This is a genomic window from Pseudomonas sp. WS 5411, from assembly GCF_012985595.1.
Lineage (GTDB): Bacteria > Pseudomonadota > Gammaproteobacteria > Pseudomonadales > Pseudomonadaceae > Aquipseudomonas > Aquipseudomonas shahriarae.
The window spans coordinates 1-18,709 of record NZ_JAARMC010000023.1 but is presented as its reverse complement, the minus strand read 5'-3'; the positions used below and the strand labels follow the sequence as shown (position 1 = coordinate 18,709).

23 protein-coding genes are annotated in these 18,709 nt (G+C 57.4%); 22 read left to right on the top strand and 1 reads right to left on the bottom strand.

Annotation, left to right across the window (positions count from 1 at the left end):
- Positions 1-94: 94 nt before the first annotated feature.
- From HBR93_RS22380 to HBR93_RS22355, 6 genes are all read left to right on the top strand, one after another.
- Entirely contained in the window at positions 95-319 is a 225-nt protein-coding gene (locus HBR93_RS22380; RefSeq protein WP_169872147.1) for a hypothetical protein, read from the top strand.
- Positions 316-1,026 carry a helix-turn-helix domain-containing protein gene (locus tag HBR93_RS22375; protein WP_169961088.1) on the top strand — a complete coding sequence of 237 codons (711 nt, stop codon included), beginning with the start codon at positions 316-318 and terminating at the stop codon, positions 1,024-1,026. The genes HBR93_RS22380 and HBR93_RS22375 overlap by 4 nt, the downstream gene beginning before the upstream one ends.
- Positions 1,019-2,389, top strand: a complete 1,371-nt coding sequence (gene dnaB, locus HBR93_RS22370; RefSeq protein WP_169872145.1) for a replicative DNA helicase — start codon at positions 1,019-1,021, stop codon at positions 2,387-2,389. Before HBR93_RS22375 ends, dnaB begins: the two co-directional genes overlap by 8 nt.
- Positions 2,389-2,598 carry a hypothetical protein gene (locus HBR93_RS22365; RefSeq protein WP_092239141.1) on the top strand — a complete coding sequence of 70 codons (210 nt, stop codon included), beginning with the start codon at positions 2,389-2,391 and terminating at the stop codon, positions 2,596-2,598. The genes dnaB and HBR93_RS22365 overlap by 1 nt, the downstream gene beginning before the upstream one ends.
- Positions 2,595-3,923: a site-specific integrase gene (locus HBR93_RS22360; protein ID WP_169961087.1), complete on the top strand. Its 1,329-nt coding sequence runs from the start codon at positions 2,595-2,597 to the stop codon at positions 3,921-3,923. The genes HBR93_RS22365 and HBR93_RS22360 overlap by 4 nt, the downstream gene beginning before the upstream one ends.
- Before the next feature lie 296 nt (positions 3,924-4,219).
- On the top strand, positions 4,220-4,609 hold the full coding sequence (locus HBR93_RS22355; protein WP_169961086.1) for an antiterminator Q family protein: 390 nt from the start codon (positions 4,220-4,222) through the stop codon (positions 4,607-4,609).
- A 68-nt stretch (positions 4,610-4,677) separates the two neighbouring features.
- On the opposite strand, the gene HBR93_RS22350 is transcribed toward HBR93_RS22355, so the two are convergent.
- Positions 4,678-5,988 carry a hypothetical protein gene (locus HBR93_RS22350; protein ID WP_169961085.1) on the bottom strand — a complete coding sequence of 437 codons (1,311 nt, stop codon included), beginning with the start codon at positions 5,986-5,988 and terminating at the stop codon, positions 4,678-4,680.
- 318 nt (positions 5,989-6,306) lie between these two features.
- Here HBR93_RS22350 and HBR93_RS22345 point away from each other — a divergent pair, with 318 nt between their 5' ends.
- From HBR93_RS22345 to HBR93_RS22270, 16 genes are all read left to right on the top strand, one after another.
- A complete protein-coding gene (locus HBR93_RS22345; RefSeq protein ID WP_138726046.1) occupies positions 6,307-6,651 on the top strand; it encodes a phage holin family protein in 345 nt (114 codons plus the stop codon).
- Between the two features lie 23 nt (positions 6,652-6,674).
- Entirely contained in the window at positions 6,675-7,412 is a 738-nt protein-coding gene (locus HBR93_RS22340; protein WP_169961084.1) for a hypothetical protein, read from the top strand.
- A gap of 195 nt (positions 7,413-7,607) precedes the next feature.
- On the top strand, positions 7,608-8,162 hold the full coding sequence (locus HBR93_RS22335; protein WP_169877875.1) for a terminase small subunit: 555 nt from the start codon (positions 7,608-7,610) through the stop codon (positions 8,160-8,162).
- Entirely contained in the window at positions 8,125-10,188 is a 2,064-nt protein-coding gene (locus tag HBR93_RS22330; protein WP_169877876.1) for a terminase gpA endonuclease subunit, read from the top strand. Before HBR93_RS22335 ends, HBR93_RS22330 begins: the two co-directional genes overlap by 38 nt.
- Complete coding sequence (locus HBR93_RS22325; protein WP_169877877.1) at positions 10,179-10,391, top strand: primosomal replication protein PriB/PriC domain protein; 213 nt, start codon at positions 10,179-10,181, stop codon at positions 10,389-10,391. The genes HBR93_RS22330 and HBR93_RS22325 overlap by 10 nt, the downstream gene beginning before the upstream one ends.
- Positions 10,388-11,914, top strand: a complete 1,527-nt coding sequence (locus HBR93_RS22320) for a phage portal protein (protein WP_169961083.1) — start codon at positions 10,388-10,390, stop codon at positions 11,912-11,914. Before HBR93_RS22325 ends, HBR93_RS22320 begins: the two co-directional genes overlap by 4 nt.
- A gap of 16 nt (positions 11,915-11,930) precedes the next feature.
- Complete coding sequence (locus HBR93_RS22315; protein WP_169877904.1) at positions 11,931-13,979, top strand: ClpP-like prohead protease/major capsid protein fusion protein; 2,049 nt, start codon at positions 11,931-11,933, stop codon at positions 13,977-13,979.
- Positions 13,980-14,047: 68 nt separating this feature from the next.
- The gene (locus HBR93_RS22310) at positions 14,048-14,362 is read left to right on the top strand and encodes a capsid cement protein (protein ID WP_169877878.1); all 315 of its coding nucleotides are present in this window, start codon (positions 14,048-14,050) and stop codon (positions 14,360-14,362) included.
- Positions 14,362-14,742, top strand: coding sequence for a hypothetical protein (locus HBR93_RS22305; protein WP_169877879.1), 381 nt, complete (start codon positions 14,362-14,364; stop codon positions 14,740-14,742). Before HBR93_RS22310 ends, HBR93_RS22305 begins: the two co-directional genes overlap by 1 nt.
- Positions 14,717-15,232 carry a hypothetical protein gene (locus tag HBR93_RS22300; protein ID WP_262377359.1) on the top strand — a complete coding sequence of 172 codons (516 nt, stop codon included), beginning with the start codon at positions 14,717-14,719 and terminating at the stop codon, positions 15,230-15,232. Before HBR93_RS22305 ends, HBR93_RS22300 begins: the two co-directional genes overlap by 26 nt.
- Complete coding sequence (locus HBR93_RS22295) at positions 15,229-15,786, top strand: phage baseplate assembly protein V (protein WP_169877880.1); 558 nt, start codon at positions 15,229-15,231, stop codon at positions 15,784-15,786. The genes HBR93_RS22300 and HBR93_RS22295 overlap by 4 nt, the downstream gene beginning before the upstream one ends.
- Positions 15,787-15,839: 53 nt before the next feature.
- A complete protein-coding gene (locus tag HBR93_RS22290; RefSeq protein ID WP_169877881.1) occupies positions 15,840-16,061 on the top strand; it encodes a hypothetical protein in 222 nt (73 codons plus the stop codon).
- Positions 16,062-16,066: 5 nt separating this feature from the next.
- Positions 16,067-16,393: a GPW/gp25 family protein gene (locus HBR93_RS22285; RefSeq protein ID WP_169877882.1), complete on the top strand. Its 327-nt coding sequence runs from the start codon at positions 16,067-16,069 to the stop codon at positions 16,391-16,393.
- On the top strand, positions 16,390-17,271 hold the full coding sequence (locus tag HBR93_RS22280) for a baseplate J/gp47 family protein (RefSeq protein ID WP_169877883.1): 882 nt from the start codon (positions 16,390-16,392) through the stop codon (positions 17,269-17,271). Before HBR93_RS22285 ends, HBR93_RS22280 begins: the two co-directional genes overlap by 4 nt.
- A 1-nt stretch (position 17,272) precedes the next feature.
- Positions 17,273-17,878 carry a phage tail protein I gene (locus HBR93_RS22275; RefSeq protein ID WP_169877884.1) on the top strand — a complete coding sequence of 202 codons (606 nt, stop codon included), beginning with the start codon at positions 17,273-17,275 and terminating at the stop codon, positions 17,876-17,878.
- Positions 17,875-18,709: phage tail protein (locus HBR93_RS22270; protein ID WP_169961082.1), on the top strand; the 835-nt coding region annotated here is incomplete at its 3' end. The genes HBR93_RS22275 and HBR93_RS22270, both read left to right, overlap by 4 nt.

The window sequence follows — 18,709 nt, the reverse complement described above, 5'->3', positions numbered from 1 at the left end:
GGGGTTAGCTGTTAATTCATACAGTGACCAAATCGCAGACATAAAAAAACCGCCTGGCAGGGCGGTTCGGTGCAGCTTTAGAACGAGGTGAATAATGACCAACAACGCCCCCGCAGTCAATAGTTCTGGGGATGTCGAGACGCTTTTCGACGAGCCTGACAAGGTGTCTCGACACCTCACCATCAATCAAACCGCCGCGATGAATGCCGCCCTCATGATTGGCGGACAGTACTCGCTCGCGTCCAAAACCAAATTCCGCCGAGAATGCCTCAATCACTTGAAGGCGTCCCTGGCTCCTGCCCAGGATGTTTCCGCATGAGCACCATCATCATGAGCCTGTGCTGGCCTTTGCAAGGAATGAGCGGCCCGCAGAAAGCTGTCCTGATATCCCTGGCTGACAATGCAAACGACGAGGGTGTTTGCTGGCCTTCGGTAGCCCGTATCGCCGAGCGGACGTGTCTCGCAGAACGGACCGTTCAGGGCGCCATCAAGTGGCTAGGGCAAGCGAGCATCTTGTCTGTCCGTGAGCGGATGGGTCGCTCGACAATGTACACCCTGACCCCGGCAGCATATGCACCCCCGCAAGACACGCACCCCGCAGCAGATGCACCGCCACCCCCGCAGCTCACGACAGAAACCCCCGCAGCAGATGCACCCAGAACCGTAATAGAACCATCAAGTGAACCATCACCTCCTGTCGGCGATGAGAGTCCGTCGAAAGTCTCGAAGCCGAAATGCCCGTCACAAGCAATCGTCGACCTGTTCAACAAAACGCTTCCCGGGCTCCCTCAGGTAGCGATGCTGACCAAAGACCGGATCACAAAGATTTCTGCGCGATGGAACGACAGCACGGTTCACCAGGACCTGGGGTTTTGGGCTGAGTTCTTCGAGTTAGTCGGGTCGAGCCCGTTTCTGATGGGGGAAGGCGAGGGCAGGGATGGGACCAAGCCTTTCCGGGCCACGTTCGATTGGCTGATCAAGCCGAGCAACTTCGTCAAGGTCGTGGAGGGTAATTACAATGCGTGATCCATACAGCCTCGAGGCCGAACACGGCGTGCTGGGAGCGATGTTCCTGCGCCCCGAGCTGATCGACTTGCTAAGCGCTGACCTGGCGGTTGAGGATTTCTACTACGAGGACAACGCCGCAATCTATCGCGGCATCTTGGACTTGCACGGCGCCGGCCAACCGGTCGATATCGTGACTATCGGCGCTCACATCGGCGAATTGCCCTGTGGCTCTCCCGCCTTCGCCTACGCTTTCGAGATTTCCCGCAACACTCCGAGCGTTGCGAACGCTGCTTCCTACGCGGGAACCGTCCGCGAGCGAAGCCTGGACCGGTCGCTGATTGAATTGAGCGTTCGGATAAACGAAATCGCTTATGGCGACCAGCCCACGGCTGACAAGGTTGCAGCGGTGCAGGCCGAGGCCCAGGCGGTCGACAGCCAGTCGGCCACGTCCGAGGTGATCAAGGCTGAGGACATCTTGGATGGCTACATCGAGGTACTGCAGGCTCGAGCTGACCGGGGTGACGAAATTGATGGCCTATCCACCGGCATTCCCGATCTGGACGAGAAGCTGCAGGGCTTGAAGCCTGGCCAACTGATCATTATCGCGGGCCGCCCAGCCATGGGTAAAACAACCCTGGCCATGAACATCGCATCCAATGCCGCCATTCGTGAGGGCAAGAGCGTGATGGCGTTCAGTCTCGAAATGGACAACACGGGCCTGATGGACCGCTTCATGGCATCCGAAGGGCGAGTACCGCTCCAGTTGATCAAGAACGGTAAAGCCCCGCACGAATACGGCGCCGAGTTGATGGGTGCTGCCGCGAAACTCAAACATTCCAATCTGTACCTGTCAGACCGTGCATCGATGTCGATGAACCGGATGCGCGCCGCTGCCCGCCGTCACAAGCGCCGATACGGCCTGGACCTGATGGTGATCGATTACCTGCAGCTGGTGGACTCCGACTCGCGCACGTTCAGCCGAGAGCAGGAAGTTAGCCACATGACCCGCACCGCGAAACTGATGGCTCGCGAACTGGGCATCCCGGTGATTCTGCTCAGCCAGCTCTCGCGTGAGTGCGAAAAACGCCCCAACAAGCGCCCAATGTGCTCTGACCTGCGCGAATCCGGCGCCATTGAGCAAGACGCCGACATCATCTTGTTCGTCTACCGCGACGAGGTTTACCACGAGCATTCCGAAGCGAAGGGCATTGCCGAAATCATCATTGGCAAGGGCCGTGACATCGCCGGTGGCACCGTGCGTGCCGCTTTCCTCGGGCAGTACAGCCGATTTGAACAACTGGCTGCTGGATGGGTTGAGCCGTCCAAGCCTGCAAAGGTCACCAGCATGGCTGACCGCTACAAACAAAAGGATCAATTCTAATGGCAGATCCCCGCCTTGCCGTTCCCAAGCCTGACCTGTACCGCTACGCGGTGTTTTGCTGTTCTTCCAAGATAGACCTGGGGAGCGCACCAGATCATGCCCTAGCGCTCTTTTTTGATAAGGCCATGGCCGTTCGATACGGCGGCCAGATGTGGCCGTCGACGTTTGAGGTTATCGACCTCCTTGATCCGGAGGAGGGCGCGTTTTGAACATCCTCATCAAAACCCTGACGGTGAAGCTGTCGGATGCCGAGATTGCCCGCAATGCCAAGCTTGAGCATGTGCGCGACCTGCGGGACGCCGGCCACCCGGCGCTGCACTTCCGCTTTGCCAAGAATCGCACGCGCGGCTCCTGGTACCTGCTCAACAAGCGCAAATGGCATCGCATCGGCGGCTTTCCCGGCCTGAATACCAAGCAGGTGATCGCCGCACTGCCGGCGGTGCGCCTGCGGGTCGCTGCCGATGGCGCGGCCAGTGTTTCGGGCTGGGTAACCGTGGGTGAACTGCTCGATTGGTTCGGTGATCGCATGGCCAAGTCGCGCTCGCTGTCCGACAAGCGCCGGGCTGCGGGCAAGTCGGCTATCAGTTGCCAGCTCAAGCCGCGCCTGGACGATCTGCTGCTACGCGACGTGAGCGCCCAGACCCTCGACAAGCTGCTGATGTGGCCGGCCCAGGCCGAATTGTCGCTGTCCTATGTGCAGCAGCTGTACCGGCTGCTCGCGGTGGCCTTCCGTCAGGCCCGCAAGCTGGACCTGATCCCGGTCAACCCGATGGCGGAACTGAAGTTCGTCAACTTCACCACGGCGCGGATCCTGCCCAAGCCGGCGCGGTTGCGTGACGTGCAGTTGCAGGACCTGGTGACCCTGCTGGCCGAGCGCTTCGACAGTGCACCGGGTGACGCCATGCTGGCCTTGATGATGCTGTGCCACGGCACCCGGATCGGCGAGACCCGCCAGTCCCGCTGGGCTGATATCGCGCTGCCAGAGCGTGAGTGGTTCATCCCGGCAGAACACACCAAGACGAAAACCGAGCTGCGGGTGCCGCTGACCGATCAGGTGTGTTCGCTCCTACAGCTATACCGCGCCCGACAAAACGCCCAGGGCTACGAGGGGCCGCTCCTGTTTCCGTCCCGCCGTGGCAAGGCGCTCAGCGACCACCAAGCGAGCGCGGTATTCACGCGGCTAGGGCAGGGCGCCTGGACCAGTCACGACCTGCGCAAGGTGGCCCGTACCGCATGGACCGACCTCGGCGTCGACGGCCACATCGGCGAGATGCTGCTCAACCACTCCCTGGGCAAGATCGCCTCCACCTACATCAACACCCAGGCCAAGGAACAGCGCCGCCTGGCCCTGGTGAAGTGGCACAACTGGTTAGATCAGCGTGGCTTCAAGGCGATCCACATGCAGACAGGCGTTAGATATGAAGATTCGCAAAACCTCGTAGACGCCTTGAACGGCGGGGCCTGCGAGCCAGAACCACAATTTGTTAAGGGCGAGGTATTAAAACGTGCAGAAACGACAGGGGCCTGGCTTTAAGCGGGAGCGGATCGAGCTTGAACCCTGCTCTATCTGCAAGGGGAGAGCGGTAGTTGCGGGGGTGTTTTATGAGCTGGTTTGCACGGATTGCAACGGCTCAGGTTGGGTTGTTCAGGGGACCAGGTTGGTGCTTTCTGTCGAAGAATTGGTCACCCAATTGAGTTTCAAATTGCAGCATGTACAGCGCGAAGTCTTGGCGTTAAAGACACCTCCAGCACTTATAGGGCCTCACAGCCAATACGAACAGCCAAACCGCCTGGGAGCAGGCGGAACAAATTACACAGGGGATTGAGAGCATGATGATTCGTAAACCGGCAGGGCGACCATTGGGGGATACCGAGTACCTGCTTGAACAGTGGGGTTGGTGGCGGATGGATGGTGTTGGGATGCCAAGTTACACATCGCCTACTCTCGCGCTGATGCGGCAGGCTACTGCTTACCCATCATCGTGCAAGAGCTATTGCATTACTGACGAGTGGGCGACGGCAATAGACCGCGCAGTAGCAAGGCTGGCCCTTCGAGATCAGCAGATGGGGGACGTGATCTGGCTTTACTTTGGTGCCAAATGGCCCATGTTGCGAGTAGGAAAGTACTACGGAATAAGTGAGGGAAAGGCTCGGGAGCTGGTCCGTGCAGGAGTAGCTTGGATTGATTGCGTCGTATGCCCGATGTATAGCGTGGCATGATGTGTTGAAAGCATATCTGCCGAACTCGCGCCGGCAGATATTTTACCTCAGCTATGAATGGTATCTAATTAATAACTGGCAAAATCCGGATAAGAAAATAGTCTGCCGGATCGGGCGTCGTCTAACCATTTGAATGCACCCTCTAGCCCGTAAGTACCAATGATTCTTTCTGCAAGCCCTATGTGGTGCAGAGCAAAGAGAGATATCAAAAAATTATCAATAGCATTGCTTTTGCTGAAGATATGCATAAAGTCGTCTTTCAGATTGGCGTTGTGTGCCAAAGTGCTATTGGCCTGTGCGAGCTGGCTTTCATAGAGTCTGTCGTAATACTCAACAAACTCCCTGTCTCGAGCGAAGTAAAATAAAGTTTCGATTCCCGCGAGATATTCGGCATCAACTTCAGTATTGAATAAGTCCCATGTTTGATTTTGCGGGGCTGATCTGGCTATGAGTCTCGCTAGCATACTCGTTCTGTCAAATTTCATTTCAGTGTATGGCTTGTCTCGATCTTTTCGAAAGTCGGGGTTCTCCTTGAACCATATATCTATGAAATGTAGCAGTTTTTCTTCCGAAATCCCTCTGAGTGGGAGGGGGGCATTGATTAGTGGGGCGAGATTATAATGCTTTTTAATAATGTCTACGGCTTTCGAGAAATCCCTGCTTCCAAGGCGATACTCTGCTTTTATATGATCTTTTATAGTAGTGAATTCTGCATCTCTCCATTTCTCTACTCGTGGCAGCGCTTTGGCAATTTTAAAAATTTCTGGCCGAGACAGTTTTTCTGTAAAGGAACCTTGGTTGTACTCCGAGTGCAGCCATCTATTAAGTTTGTGAAGTGAGTCGAGGTCTTTTTCGAGTTCGTTAAACTTTTCCTTAAGGAGTATAAAGTTTATTACGGATATGTCTGTTAAGTGCTTCTGAGAGTCATTGCTGATTGGGTAGCGAAAGGTTTGACCAGTTGGATCAACTTCTGCAATGTCTAAAATGGTTGTCTCGGCTTTTTGGTTTGCAGCTATATATCTTTTGTCAATGTTCTCTGATTGTGTTTTGAAGAAACTCCAAATGATATTTATGTCGTGTGAGCCGGATGAGTTGAATTGAATGTTGATGTTTTTGAATTTGGCAATTTCAATTAATTCATCAATGGCGCCTTTCAGTCTTAGTTCAACTGAGTGGCGCATATTGAAGCAGACTGGGTACACGAACTCGTCGACACTGAGGTGAATGCTTCGATCTTTAATTACCAAGTCAATTAGTATATTTGCAGCTTTCGAGAAGCCTTCCGAATATTCAACATAACTAGGTTGACCGTTGTTACCGACACAGGCGTTCGCCCACGACGGTTCTGCTCCGTGAAAGGTTGGATTTTTGTTAGTCATTAGCCTGGAAATTTCCTTTTTTGGGGGCTGAGTCTATCTACTGATGCCATTCTAAAGGGGGTTGTCGAGAGCGCATATCCTCAGTCGACTATAAGTGAGAAAAAAGCTTTTCCGCGCGGAATGGATTTGTTTTCATTGCAGCGTGAACTGCTGTGAACGCAGCGAGACGCCTGCAAAACCCGGCCACTGAGCCGGGGTTTTGTTCCTATTTACAAGCCCTGCCCTTGAGCAGGGCTTTTTTGTTTTCGGCCCCACGCCTGTCTCCTTGCCTAAAGCGGATGCCAGCGACGTGGAGGCCGACCTATTTGAGGACTCAAGATGAACTCCGAGCATCAGGCACTGACCGATGTACCTCTGTGGTTGTTGGTTCTGCTGAGTCTCGCAGGGTTGTCTGGAGAAATGCTGCGGGCATCAGGCAGCGACCTCGGCCTACGCCAAATCCTTCAACGAGTAGCACTACGTTTCCTCGCTTCTGGCCTGCTGGGTATGGCGACGTTGCTGCTCGCAATGGCTCTTTGGAGCAACCTGTACCTTTCGGCCGGCTTAGGCATCGTAATCGCCGTGATAGGTGCAGACGTTGCAGGTGGCCTTTACACGCAGTTCTTGGCGCGCAAGGCGGGTGTTAGTGACCCGGCTTCAGGTAGCACTACTAACGATCAATAGATCGACGAGGCGGGGATTGGACGATGTTCAAAGTCGATATGTCTCTGGACGCGCTCCCCGTTTCTGCGGGTATGCGGGAGCTAGAGAAAAGGCACATACCTTTTGTGATGGCCCGTACCGCGACCTTGTTGGCCCAGCGGATCAAGAAGGGCACGATCACGGTGATGCAGAAACGTTTGGACAGGCCGACCCCGACCACGCTGAACAGTCTGTTTGTGAAGATGGCCACCAAAACACGAGCTGCTGAGGTCTACTTCAAGGACTCATGGGCGTCGGGCATTCCTGCCGACACTTACCTACAGCAGGCGGTGAGCGGTGGCCTACGACCTCACAAACGTTTCGAGAAGTCGTTGATTGCGCGCGGCATCATGCGCAGCGGTCAATACGCAGTGCCCGCCACGGCATTCATGAACCAATACGGCAACGTATCTCGCGGCACGATGCTAAAGATCCTGTCGGGCCTTGGTGCTGCTGAGTCGTCGAGAGGCTATCAGGCGAACGCTACAGGTAGCGCCCGGAGTCGTCGCAAGGGCAATGCTCATCGTTTCTTCTCAGGTGAGGTCGACGGCACGCAAGGCGTGTGGGAGCGCAAGTCGATGGGTATGGGCGATGCGGTACGGCCGGTGTTCATCTTCAGTGATTCCGCGCCCAGATATCGAACCATTTTCCCGTTCTTCAAAATCGGGCAAAACATCGTCAACGCGAACTATCAGGCTGACGCGGCGACTGCCTGGGCTGAAGCGATGGCTTCGGCTCGTTGATGACCGTAGTTGCCGGGAAATCAGAAAAGGTGAAAAAAGTGACCTTTTCTTCGGTTTATCGCCTTTTTCGCTTGACAGGTCAGCCAGGACGAAAAGCCGAAGGTACTCCCGGAGCCCCACCCCTCATGGGGGTAATTCGGGCCCCGCGTCTTCGCTATATATGACCCATTTTCAAAGGTTGGTTGTTGTGTAGTTATGGCTAATCAATCGATCACCCGTAAACCTGAGTGGCTGAACAAGTCACGCATGGCGGACAGCCTCGGCATTACCACGCAAGCCTTCGATAAATGGGGCGTGACACCTATCGCCAAGATCGGCAGGGAGTCGTTTTATGACGTGCGTTCTGTGCTGGATAACCGGTTGGTTCACAAGGGTGAGAAACAACAACCGCTCGACGACGGCGGCCAACCTATTGATCCGCTGATTGAGTACAAGCAAGCACAGCAAAAACTGCGGTTGACCACTGAGCAAGCCGATGCCCAGGAAATGCGTAACAGGGTGAAGGCTAAAAAGTTGGTGCCGGTGGACTTCTGCCTGTTCGCCCTGGGCAAGTTGAGCGCGATGCTCGGCTCAACTCTGGACACCATTCACATCAAAGTGAAACGCAAGCACCCGGATATCGAGGTGCGTCACATCGAGGCTATCCAACGTGAAATAGCCGTCACGCGGAACGAAGCGGTCAACCTGGCCGACACCTTGCCGGAGCTTCTAGATGAGTTCGTCGAAGCCCTGGATGAGGGCGCTGATTGATAGCGTCCGTAAGGGCCTGACCGGCCTCTACAAGGAACCGCCACTGACTGCGGTTGAGTGGGCCGATAAGCATTTTTATCTGTCTTCCGAGTCTTCCTATCAGGAAGGGCGATGGACCACGGCGCCGTTTCAGGTCGCCATTCTCAACGCGATGGGCAATGACCTGATCGCAGTAGTCAACGTGTTGAAGTCGGCGCGGGTGGGCTACACCAAGATGCTGGTGGCCAACAAGGGCTACAAAATCCAGCACAAGAAACGCAACGTATTGTCGTGGTGCCCAACGGACCCCGATGCCGACACCATGATGAAGCGGCACATCGAAACGATGATCCGTGACGTTCCCCTGGTGCGTGCCTTGGCGCCCTGGTACGGGGTGAAGCACCGGGATAACACCCTGGACGAAAAGCGTTTTGATAACTCGAAAATGTTGTGGTGCCTAGGTGGCAAAGCCGCACGCAACTACCGGGAGAAAAGCCCGGATGAAGTTATCTACGACGAGTTGTCGAAGTTCGACGCCGATATTGAGGGGGAAGGCTCCCCGACAATGCTGGGGGATAAGCGCCTTGAGGGTGCAACGTTCCCTAAGTCGATTCGCGGGTCAACGCCTGGGGTGATTGTTGCCGGCGGTGAGGACGACGAGTCAGTGGGGGAGGGCTGCCAAATCAGCCGCGCGGCGGATGAATCGCCGCACTTCCTGCGGTTCAACATTAAGTGCCCATGCTGCGGCACAGAACAGCACCTGAAGTGGGGCGCCTTCGACAAGCCTTACGGCATGCGCTGGCGGCTCGATGGGTATGGCCAGGTAGAAAAGGCCTGGTACTTGTGCGAGTCCGGTAACGGTTGCTCGTTTGAGTACCACGAAATGATCCAGGCATCAGTTACTGGGCGCTACATCTGCGAGCGCCAAGGCATTTGGACCCGCGACGGCATTGAGTGGTTTTCTGCTGATGATCAGCCGATCACTACGCCGCGATCTGTCACGTTCCACATTTGGACCGTGTATTCCGAGTTCGTTACCTGGGCTTCGGTGGTCAGTGAATGGCTGAAGGTCGGCAAGGACCGGGGAAAGCTCAAGACCTTTATCAACACTACCTTGGGCGAAGCCTGGGAAGAGGACCAAGGCGAGAAACTGGAATGGGAAGTGCTGGCCAAACGGCGCAGTAACTACCTGAAGGTGCCCGCCCGTGGCGTTGCATTGTTCGGTGGGATTGATACGCAAGATGACCGGTATGAAGGCCGTGTGTGGGCATTCGGCGCCGGTGAGGAAGCGTGGTTGATTCACCGTTGGGTGCTTACCGGCGACCCTGCAAGCGTTGAGCTGCGCAAGAAAGTAGGTCAAGAAATACGCCGCCAGTTCACCCGCGAAGACGGCACGCTAATGCGTGTAGAGCGCTGGTGCTGGGACTCCGGCGGCCACTACTCGGACGAAGTGCGTAAGGAAAGTAAAAAGCACGGCGTCACCTGGGTTATCCCGGTGTTCGGCGCTGCGACCTACGGCAAGAAGATTGCCACCTTTCCGAAGAAAAAGACCAAGGGCGACCGGGTGTACCTCACTGAGGTAGGCACGGACAACGCCAAGGAACTGATCTACAGCCGCTTGAAAATCGAACCGGACGGCGACCGCCCGGTGCCTGAGTGCATCCACTTGCCGCTTAACGAGCTGGTGTGTGACGAAGACGAAATGAAGCAGCTGACCAGCGAGCGTAAAGAATGGGTGGTCTCCAAAGGCCGCCGGGTTCAACGCTGGACCAGCGGCCGCCGCCGAAACGAAGCCCTCGACTGTTTTGTGTACGCACTGGCCGCTCTGCGGATCAGTCAGGAGCGCTTCGGCCTGGATTTGGAGCAATTGGCTTTAGAGGCTCAGTTCGTCCCGGCTACCGGCGCGTGGGAGGTGCCCGAAGTGCTGGAGATGGATGAGCCAGAAGAATCAGAGCCTCCGATTGAGTCGGCGCGGCCTGAGCCCCCATCAACTCAAGCCGCGCCTCCTGGCGACTGGCATAACGTGGAAAGTAACGGATGGCTATAAACGCGCAGGAGATGCTGGACAAGTACCTGGAGGCAGAAGCCGCCATTTTGCTGGGTAAAACGACCATTTTTAATGGGCGGACCCACACCATGGCCGAATTGCCGCAGATCCAATCAGGTCGACGCGAATGGGAGCGGCGGGTTAACGCCCAGCGCGCCGCCGCGCAAGGCAGTCCGGGCTATGCCCTGGCTGACTTTCGTTGAACTTCCTCGACCGCTGTATTGCGGCGGTTAGCCCTGGTGCTGGGTTACGGCGCCTGGCTGCACGTAGTGGCATTCAAGCGTTTGAGGCTGCCGAAGTCACCCGCACACACAAGGCAAAGCGACAAACCCGAAGCGCTGACAGCTCGTTGCAGCGTGACGCGGAATCGCTGCGCGGCCAGTCCCGCAAACTGGACGAGGATCACGACCTTGTTACCGGTATCTATGACCGGTTAGAAGAACGTGTAGTCGGGGGGGGGGGTATTGCGGTTGAGCCACTGCCGTTGGACCACGCGGGCAATATTCACTTGGCGTTCGCGGCCCAGATTAAAGACCTGTGGGCTGAGTGGTCGTTGCGGCCGGAAACGTCGGGTGAGTTGACTCGGGCGCAAATGGAACGGCTGGTGTGCCGCACCTGGCTACGTGATGGTGAGGCGCTGGCCCAGCAGTTGTTGGGCAAGGTGCCCAACTTCAAGCATCTGCACAAAGTGCCTTTCACCCTGGAGTTGCTGGAGCCGGACTATCTACCCTGGAGCTACAACGACGAATCAAAAGGGATTTGTCAGGGCATTACGCGTGACGCTTGGCGCCGGGTCACCGGTTACAACCTGCTGAAGCGTCACCCTGGCAGCGCCTTGGGTTTCAGCATGTCGGTGGATACCAAGTTTGTGCCGGCGGATCGGATGCTGCACATCGCATACCGCAAGCGGATCGGGCAGAACCGTGGCCAGCCGCTGTTGCACGCAGTGCTGACGCGTTTGGCGGATATTAAGGACTACGAGGAAAGCGAGCGCATTGCCGCCCGTATCAGCGCCGCCTTGGCGATGTTCATCAAGAAGGGCTCAACCGACGACTACGTGGTTGCGCCTACGACTGCCGCTAAGGACGGACAGGCCACTGGTGCCCGAAGTATTCCGATTGCTCCAGGCATGGTGTTTGACGGGCTATTGCCCGGCGAAGACGTTGGGATGATCGAAAGCAACCGACCCAGCCAGTTTGTGGAGAGCTTCCGCAACGGTCAGTTGCGGGCTGTAGCAGCCGGCACGCGAGTTGGCTATTCCACTGCGACCCGAAGCTATACCGGCACCTACTCGGCCCAGCGTCAGGAACTGGTGGAGTCACAGCTGGGTTACGACCTGCTGCAACACGAATTCATAGACTACTGGTCGCGCAAGGTTTATCGGGCCTTTATCGAAATGGCATTAGTCAGCGGCGTACTTGTGCCGCCGCGTGACGTGAACATGGATTCGGTTTACAGCGCGGTTTATCAGGGGCCGGTGATGCCCTGGATTAACCCTGTGCATGAGGCCGGCGCCTGGAACTTGCTGGTTGAGGCTGGGTTTGCCGATGAGGCCGAGGTGGCGCGAGCGCGTGGGCGCAACCCGCAAGAGCTTAAGCGTTCGCGTCAGGCGGAAATCGAAAGCAACCGGGCGAAAGGGCTGGTTTTCAGCTCCGACGCCTATCACAAGTTCTATGGGAAAGTGACCGTCAATGCAGACTTATCAAACGAAAAAGAGAAAGCGTGAAACCCCGCTGCTGCTGATGCCCAGGGCGTCGACTCAGTCGTCGGTCTCGTCCGTAATCACGGCCGCCAACCAGCCAGTGGAAAGTTGGTACTCGATGCGTGCCATGGCACGCGGCAGTGTCGAGATTCTGCTTTATGACGAGATCGGCGGGTGGGGCATTACCGCCAAGCAGTTCGCCCAGGATCTGGCGGCTTGTGGTGACGTGTCACAAATCAATCTGCGGATTCACTCGCCCGGTGGCGATGTGTTTGCCGGTATGGCGATTTACAACACGCTCAAGGCCCACCCGGCCCGCGTAGATGTGTACATCGACGGCCTGGCGGCCTCAATGGCCAGCGTGATCGCGATGGCAGGCGACAAGGTTTACATGCCTACCAACGCGATGATGATGATCCACAAGCCCTGGGGTGCGCAGGGCGGCGATGCGGACGACATGCGCCGCTATGCCGACCTACTCGACAAGGTTGAAGGTACGTTGGTGCAGGCCTACGGCAGCAAGACCGGCAAGAGCGCGGAGGAAATCCACGCGCTATTGAAGGATGAAACATGGATGGATGGCAGCGAGGCGGTGGCAGCCGGCTTCGCTGATCAGTTGATTGATCCGCTGGTAGCTGCCGCACAACTCAAATCGAAACGCATGCAGGAGTTTGAACACATGCCGCCAGAAGCTTTTAACAGCCTGATGAACCCGCGTAACCAAGTGCCGGCCCCGGCCCCGGCCCCGGCTCCAGCACCCGCGCCTGCACCGGCTCCGGCAAATTCCTTGTCCGCTGATCAGATTCGCGCCCAGGTCATTGCCGAGGAAGGCGTGCGCCGTACCGGCATCACTGCCGCTTTCGGCGGTTTTGCGACGGCTCATGCTGAGCTGTTGCAGGCTTGCGTAGCTGACATGACCTGCACTGTTGAAAGTGCCCGAACGCAGCTGCTGGCTAAGTTGGGCGAGCAGTCCACACCGTCCAATATTCCGGGCCTGCACGGTCATATTTCCAACGGCAATCTGGTTGGCGATTCGGTGCGTGCTTCCCTGGAGGCGCGTATCGGCATTGCCCAAATCGAAGCCAGTAACGGGCTCAATCATATGCGCCTGAACGAGCTGGCGCGTGCCTCCCTGACCGAGCGTGGCATTCTGGTGGCGACGCTCAACCCGATGCAGATGGTCGGCATGGCCTTCACTCACAGCTCCAGCGACTTCGGGCAAATCCTGTTGGATATCGCCGGAAAGTCGGTTTTGACCGGCTGGGAAGAAGCCCCCGAGACGTTCCAGCTCTGGACCAAAAAAGGCCAGTTGAGCGACTTCAAAACCTCTTCGCGTGTCGGATTGGGCGAGTTCCCGAGCTTGCGCGAAGTGCGCCCGGGCGCCGAGTACAAACACATCACCCTGAGTGATCGCGGCGAGCCGATCACGCTGGCCACCTACGGCGAGCTGTTTTCGATCACCCGTCAAGCGATCATCAACGATGACCTGTCGATGTTGAGTGACGTGCCTTACAAGATGGGCCAGGCAGCGCGCGCGACCATCGGCGATTTGGTTTACGCGGTGCTGACCAGTCCGCCGAAGATGCGCGACGGTAAGTCGTTGTTCGACAGTTCGCGTAAGAACAACGCGGCCGGTCCAGCGTCTGAGCTGTCCATTGCCAGTTTGATCGCTGGTAAGACTGCAATGGCCTCGCAAAAGACCCAGGTTGATGGTGGCAAGCCTCGCACCTTGAACATTCGCCCTGCTTACGTGCTGACCCCGGTGGCCCTGGAAGACAAGGCCAACCAGATCATCAACTCGGCCTCTGTGCCGGGCGCTGATGCTAACTCTGGCATCATCAACCCAATCCGCGGCTTTGCCAAAGTGATCGGTGAGCCGCGCCTTGATGACGCGTCGGCAACGGCCTGGTACATGGCTGCGAAGCAGGGTAGCGACACCATTGAAGTGGCTTACCTCAACGGCATTGATACGCCGTATGTGGAGCAGCAAAACGGCTTCAGCGTCGATGGTGTGGCCAGTAAGGTGCGTATCGACGCAGGTGTTGCGCCTGCTGACTTCCGTGGCCTGTACAGCGCCGCCGGCAAGTAATAACCACTGTCCCTGATAACCCCGCCTAGTGCGGGGTTTGTTGTTTTTGCGTTCTGGAGAATTGAACGATGTCTAAGAATTATCAAGGCGCCGGGCAGACGGTCACCTTTACTTCGCCAACTGCCGGGACGACTTCCGGCGTTCCGCTGGCTATAAACTCCATGGTAGTGGTTCCGCTGGACACTACCAAAAAGGGCGAGACGTGCGTGGCCGCGCTGGGCGGTTCGTGGCAGTTGCCGGTTACTGGTGCACTGAAGCTGGGCGCCAAGGTCAGTCTGTTGGCCGGCGGTTTGGTCGCGGACGGCACAGCAGACGCTGTGCCATTCGGCAAGTTGCTGACTGACGCATCTGGCGGCTTCGCTGAAGCCCTGTTGATCCAGTAATGCCCGGCAGCTTTCGGGCCCTGGCTGATCGCATGGACGCCTTGGCGGTTGAACGCCTGGGCGATCCGGCGACGCTTGCAGACGGGCGTGGAGTCTTCGGTGCGTTTGCCTCCCCCTTTGTCGGCGCCGAAATCGGCGGAGGGAAAACCGGTGCTGCACGCCTGGGCGGGGCAATCAATGCCGACGAGGTGTTAGAGCCCACCCTGACCGCGCGAGTGGTCGACGTGCAAGGCGTCAAGAAGGGTGACTACCTGACCATTGATCTGCCGCCCTCGCTGGGCGGCGGTCGCTACAAGGTCTTTCGGCTGAAGCCTGATGGCTCTGGCATGATTGATCTGGTGTTGAGTGTGAGCAATGAGCGAACTGACGACATTACATGATGCGATCACTCGCATTATCAGCGAGCGTATGCCAAAGGTTTTGCACGTTGAGCAGTTCCCCGAGTTGGACGCCGACGTCCAAACGCCGGCGCTGCTGTACGGCATTACCGACATGACTTTGGGCACTGATCGGGGGGAGGGTAAAACGGCGCTGATTGGCCGTTTTCAGTCTTGTATTTTGATTGAGGCCGACCGCCCCAGGGCATCGCTACAGGCCGCTATTCTGGCGTCTCAATTGGCGGTGATTCTGAAAGATCAGTTTTGGGGGGGGCTGGATTTTGTCACTGGGCCGCCGGAGCATATTCACGCCCAGCCAGAAGCCCCCCAGGAGAGTCTGGAGCAATTTGTGATGTGGTCGGTGCAGTGGATTCAGCCATTTGAAGTGGGTGAATTTCATTGGCCGTGGCCCGATGAGCCGCCCGGCTCGCTGATGCTCGGCATCAATGATGACCCGAGAGAAGACTTTTTCCCGGCTGGTGACCCGCCGTGAACTATGCCAATGCGGAACATGACCGCATGATCGCCGCCATGCTGATGCCCTGCGTGGTGGTCGGCGTGGATCTGGCGGCCCCTGCGGTGCGTGTCAGTGATGGTGAATGGACAAGTGCCTGGGTGCGCTGGCACAGCCTGGCGGCTGGCAAGGCGCGGCACTGGCGGGCGCCCAGTCTGGGCGAACAGGGGGTGTTGTTCAATCCAAGTGGCCAGGCGGGCATGGGGACGTTTATTCCCGGCCTGTATGGCAATGCCGGCGGGCAGCCGGATAACCGCGACCATGTAGAGGTTTGGCGCTTTGACGATGGTGGCTCGCTGGTCTACGACTGGGAGGCCAAGTCCTACACCATCACCGTGCCCAGTGGCACAGTAACAATCTCGGTCGGTGGCACTTCGGCCGTGGTGGATGATTCTTCCGTTACGGTAACGGCTGGCGACATCGGCCTGATTGGTGCGGTCAAAGTTGACGGGCCTTTGCTGGTAACGGGAGATGTTACCGGCCTCGGCAAGATCATGGATGCAGGCGGCAACAGCCCCAACCACAAGCATTAACCCCACTCACTCACAGCCCGCCGCGCGCGGGCTTTTTCATGCCTGGAGAAATCATGGCCAAGACCATCGAGAAGCCCGTAACCGACGATCAAACCCCGGCTGCGCCGGCGACGCTGACCTTCCGCGATCTGGTGTACACGTCGCGCACCCTGGTAGTGCCTGAAACGGCCCGAACCTATCCAGTGGCCAAGGGCCTGGTAGTGGTGCCGGAGTCTGACAAAGAGGCTGTGGCCTTCCTGCAAAAAAGTGCCGAATACGCCGCCCAGGAGGGCTAAGCCAGATGATCGGAATGGACCGCCACACTGGCCAGCCCATATCCGGCATTGAGCATTTGCGACAGTCCATCGCCGATATTTTGGGCACTCCCCTGGGCAGTCGCCGGCACCGGCCGGAATACGGCAGCAAGTTGCGCCTGTTTGTTGATTTACCAATAAACGCCGGTTGGAAAAGCTCGGTCCAGGCAGAGGCTGTCCGGGCCCTGGGGCGTTTCGAGCCTCGCTTTAAGCTGGAGCAAGTTACAGCGCTTTCTCTGCTGGACGGGAAAATCAACATGAGCGTTTCCGGTGAGTACCTGGGCGACAGCTTTGTCTTGGAGGTAAGTGTATGAGCATCGTGGATCTGTCGGCATTGCCGGCGCCGGAGGTGCTGGAACCCTTGGACTTTGAAGAGACCTACGAGGAAGGGCTGGCCGCGTTTCGCGGCGCCATGGGCGAAAACTGGACGGCGGCCCTTGAGAGCGATCCAGTCACCAAGCTGGTTGAGCTTGCGGCTTATATCAAGGTCTCCAACCGGGCGCGTGTTAACGACGGCTGCAAGGCGTTGCTACTGGCCCATGCCATACGCGGTGACCTCGATCAACTTGGCGCAAACGTCAATCTGAAGCGTCTGGTCATTCGGCCCGAAAATCTGCTGGCGGTGCCACCCGTCGAGGAAGTGCTTGAGGATGATGATTCGTTTCGAGAGCGTATCCAGCTGTCTTACGAGGGGCTGACGACGGCGGGACCGCGTAACAGTTACATCCTGCATGCGCGTAACGCGTCAGGGTTGGTGAGGGATGCCACGGCGGAAAGTCCCTCGCCGGCGCGCGTTACCGTAACGGTGCTGAGTACAGAGGGAGACGGTACAGCGTCGCCGGCGTTGCTTGCGACTGTCGCGGCGGCGCTCGATGACGACGACGTGCGTCCGCTTGGTGATCGAGTGACTGTACAGGGGGCGCAAATTCTTCCCTACCGGATTGACGCCATCCTACACATGAACAGTGCCGGGCCTGAGGGTGATGCCAGTCTGACCGAAGCAAAGAACCGCTTGGCAGCATGGATCAACCCCCGCAAGCGGTTGGGGGTGGTGGTTGCGCGTTCCGCTGTAGACGCACAGTTGCACGTAGCCGGCGTTTCTCGGGTGGAGTTGACCGGGTGGAAGGATCTGGAGCCAACGAAAGCACAGGCGGCGTTCTGCACTGGTTTCGATGTGAATTTGGCGGGCTGACATGAAAAGTCTACTGCCGAGTAACAGCACGCCGTTGGAACGGGCCATGGAGGCGGCGTTCTTTGAAAAAACCATTGTTCCGTTGCGCACCCTCTACAACGCTGACACTTGCCCGGCCCACTTGCTGCTGCACTTGGCCTGGGCTTGGTCGGTAGACCGTTGGGACTATCGGTGGTCTGAAGCGACAAAGCGCGCCGCTATCAAGGCCTCCTACTACATCCACAAGCACAAAGGAACTATTGGCGCCCTGCGCCGTGTCGTTGAGCCGCTTGGCTACCTGATCGAGGTCATGGAGTGGTGGCAGACGGTGCCCGAAGGGGTGCCAGGCACCTTTGCCTTGAAGGTGGGCGTGCTGGACTCCGGTATTACCGAAGAGATGTACCAGGAGCTGGAGCGACTGATAGATGACGCCAAGCCCGTCAGTCGTTCCATGACGGGCTTGGCAATCAGTCTTGAAACCCGAGGCGCTTTAAACATTGGCGTCGCCCTCTATGAGGGCGATGAAATCAACGTCTACCCACCGATGCAACGTGACATTGACGTCACAGGCTACATTGGCGCGGTAGGGCGTGAGCACACCATTGACACCCTGGACGTGTACCCATGATTGACCTTAACTCGCAATTCTTCGCCATCCTCACCAAGGTAGGGGAGGCGAAACAGGCCAACGCGGATGCGTTGGGTATTCCCTGGAACATTTCCCTGATGGGCGTTGGTGATGCCCACGGCACTGATCCGATCCCGGATCGGCTACAGACCAAGTTGATCAACGAACGTCGCCGGGCACCGCTGAATCAGTTGATGGTCGACCCGCTCAATCCCTCGGTGCTGATTGCCGAGCAGGTGATCCCGGCCGACGTCGGTGGTTGGTGGGTGCGGGAGATCGGCCTGTATGACGCGGACGGCGATCTGGTTGCGGTCGCCAACTGCGCGCCTAGCTTCAAGCCGATGTTGTCTCAGGGCTCCGGTCGCACGCAGATTGTGCGGATGAACTTCATCATTTCCAGCATCACCAATGTGGTGTTGAAGATCGATCCGGCGATTGTGTTGGCAACGCGGGAGTATGTGGATCGCTCGATCGATACGGTATTGCCTGCTGATAAAACGGCGGGCAGTTATTACAAAGTCACGATCAATAAGCGTGGGATCGTCGTCTCGGGGAGCAACCCGACGACCTTGAAAGGGTTCGGTATTACAGATGGTCTTCAAAAGGGTTATCTAGGCCTGGGCGGCACCACTGCCGAGGTTGGGGATATCGACAAGATCGGGTTAGGGGGTGGTTTTCACTCGTTTTCTGGTGGTGAGTCGACTTTCGGCAACTATGTGTCTGTGCTGAACTTCCCCTATATCACTGACGATTACTCGGCACAGCTGGGTTTCAAATACTCGGGCGACGAGCCCGCTATTCTCGTCCGCTCGGCCACGTCCTCCGGACAGT

Coding starts and splice junctions, on each gene's coding strand:
- HBR93_RS22305 (WP_169877879.1), top strand. CDS start 14,362: ATGCCCGGCAGCTTTCGGGCCCTGGCTGATCGCATGGACGCCTTGGCG.
- dnaB (WP_169872145.1), top strand. CDS start 1,019: ATGCGTGATCCATACAGCCTCGAGGCCGAACACGGCGTGCTGGGAGCG.
- HBR93_RS22380 (WP_169872147.1), top strand. CDS start 95: ATGACCAACAACGCCCCCGCAGTCAATAGTTCTGGGGATGTCGAGACG.
- HBR93_RS22290 (WP_169877881.1), top strand. CDS start 15,840: ATGGCCAAGACCATCGAGAAGCCCGTAACCGACGATCAAACCCCGGCT.
- HBR93_RS22355 (WP_169961086.1), top strand. CDS start 4,220: ATGATGATTCGTAAACCGGCAGGGCGACCATTGGGGGATACCGAGTAC.
- HBR93_RS22375 (WP_169961088.1), top strand. CDS start 316: ATGAGCACCATCATCATGAGCCTGTGCTGGCCTTTGCAAGGAATGAGC.
- HBR93_RS22285 (WP_169877882.1), top strand. CDS start 16,067: ATGATCGGAATGGACCGCCACACTGGCCAGCCCATATCCGGCATTGAG.
- HBR93_RS22315 (WP_169877904.1), top strand. CDS start 11,931: ATGCCCAGGGCGTCGACTCAGTCGTCGGTCTCGTCCGTAATCACGGCC.
- HBR93_RS22365 (WP_092239141.1), top strand. CDS start 2,389: ATGGCAGATCCCCGCCTTGCCGTTCCCAAGCCTGACCTGTACCGCTAC.
- HBR93_RS22325 (WP_169877877.1), top strand. CDS start 10,179: ATGGCTATAAACGCGCAGGAGATGCTGGACAAGTACCTGGAGGCAGAA.
- HBR93_RS22310 (WP_169877878.1), top strand. CDS start 14,048: ATGTCTAAGAATTATCAAGGCGCCGGGCAGACGGTCACCTTTACTTCG.
- HBR93_RS22280 (WP_169877883.1), top strand. CDS start 16,390: ATGAGCATCGTGGATCTGTCGGCATTGCCGGCGCCGGAGGTGCTGGAA.
- HBR93_RS22275 (WP_169877884.1), top strand. CDS start 17,273: ATGAAAAGTCTACTGCCGAGTAACAGCACGCCGTTGGAACGGGCCATG.
- HBR93_RS22345 (WP_138726046.1), top strand. CDS start 6,307: ATGAACTCCGAGCATCAGGCACTGACCGATGTACCTCTGTGGTTGTTG.
- HBR93_RS22350 (WP_169961085.1), bottom strand. CDS start 5,988: ATGACTAACAAAAATCCAACCTTTCACGGAGCAGAACCGTCGTGGGCG.
- HBR93_RS22335 (WP_169877875.1), top strand. CDS start 7,608: ATGGCTAATCAATCGATCACCCGTAAACCTGAGTGGCTGAACAAGTCA.
- HBR93_RS22340 (WP_169961084.1), top strand. CDS start 6,675: ATGTTCAAAGTCGATATGTCTCTGGACGCGCTCCCCGTTTCTGCGGGT.
- HBR93_RS22330 (WP_169877876.1), top strand. CDS start 8,125: ATGAGTTCGTCGAAGCCCTGGATGAGGGCGCTGATTGATAGCGTCCGT.
- HBR93_RS22300 (WP_262377359.1), top strand. CDS start 14,717: ATGAGCGAACTGACGACATTACATGATGCGATCACTCGCATTATCAGC.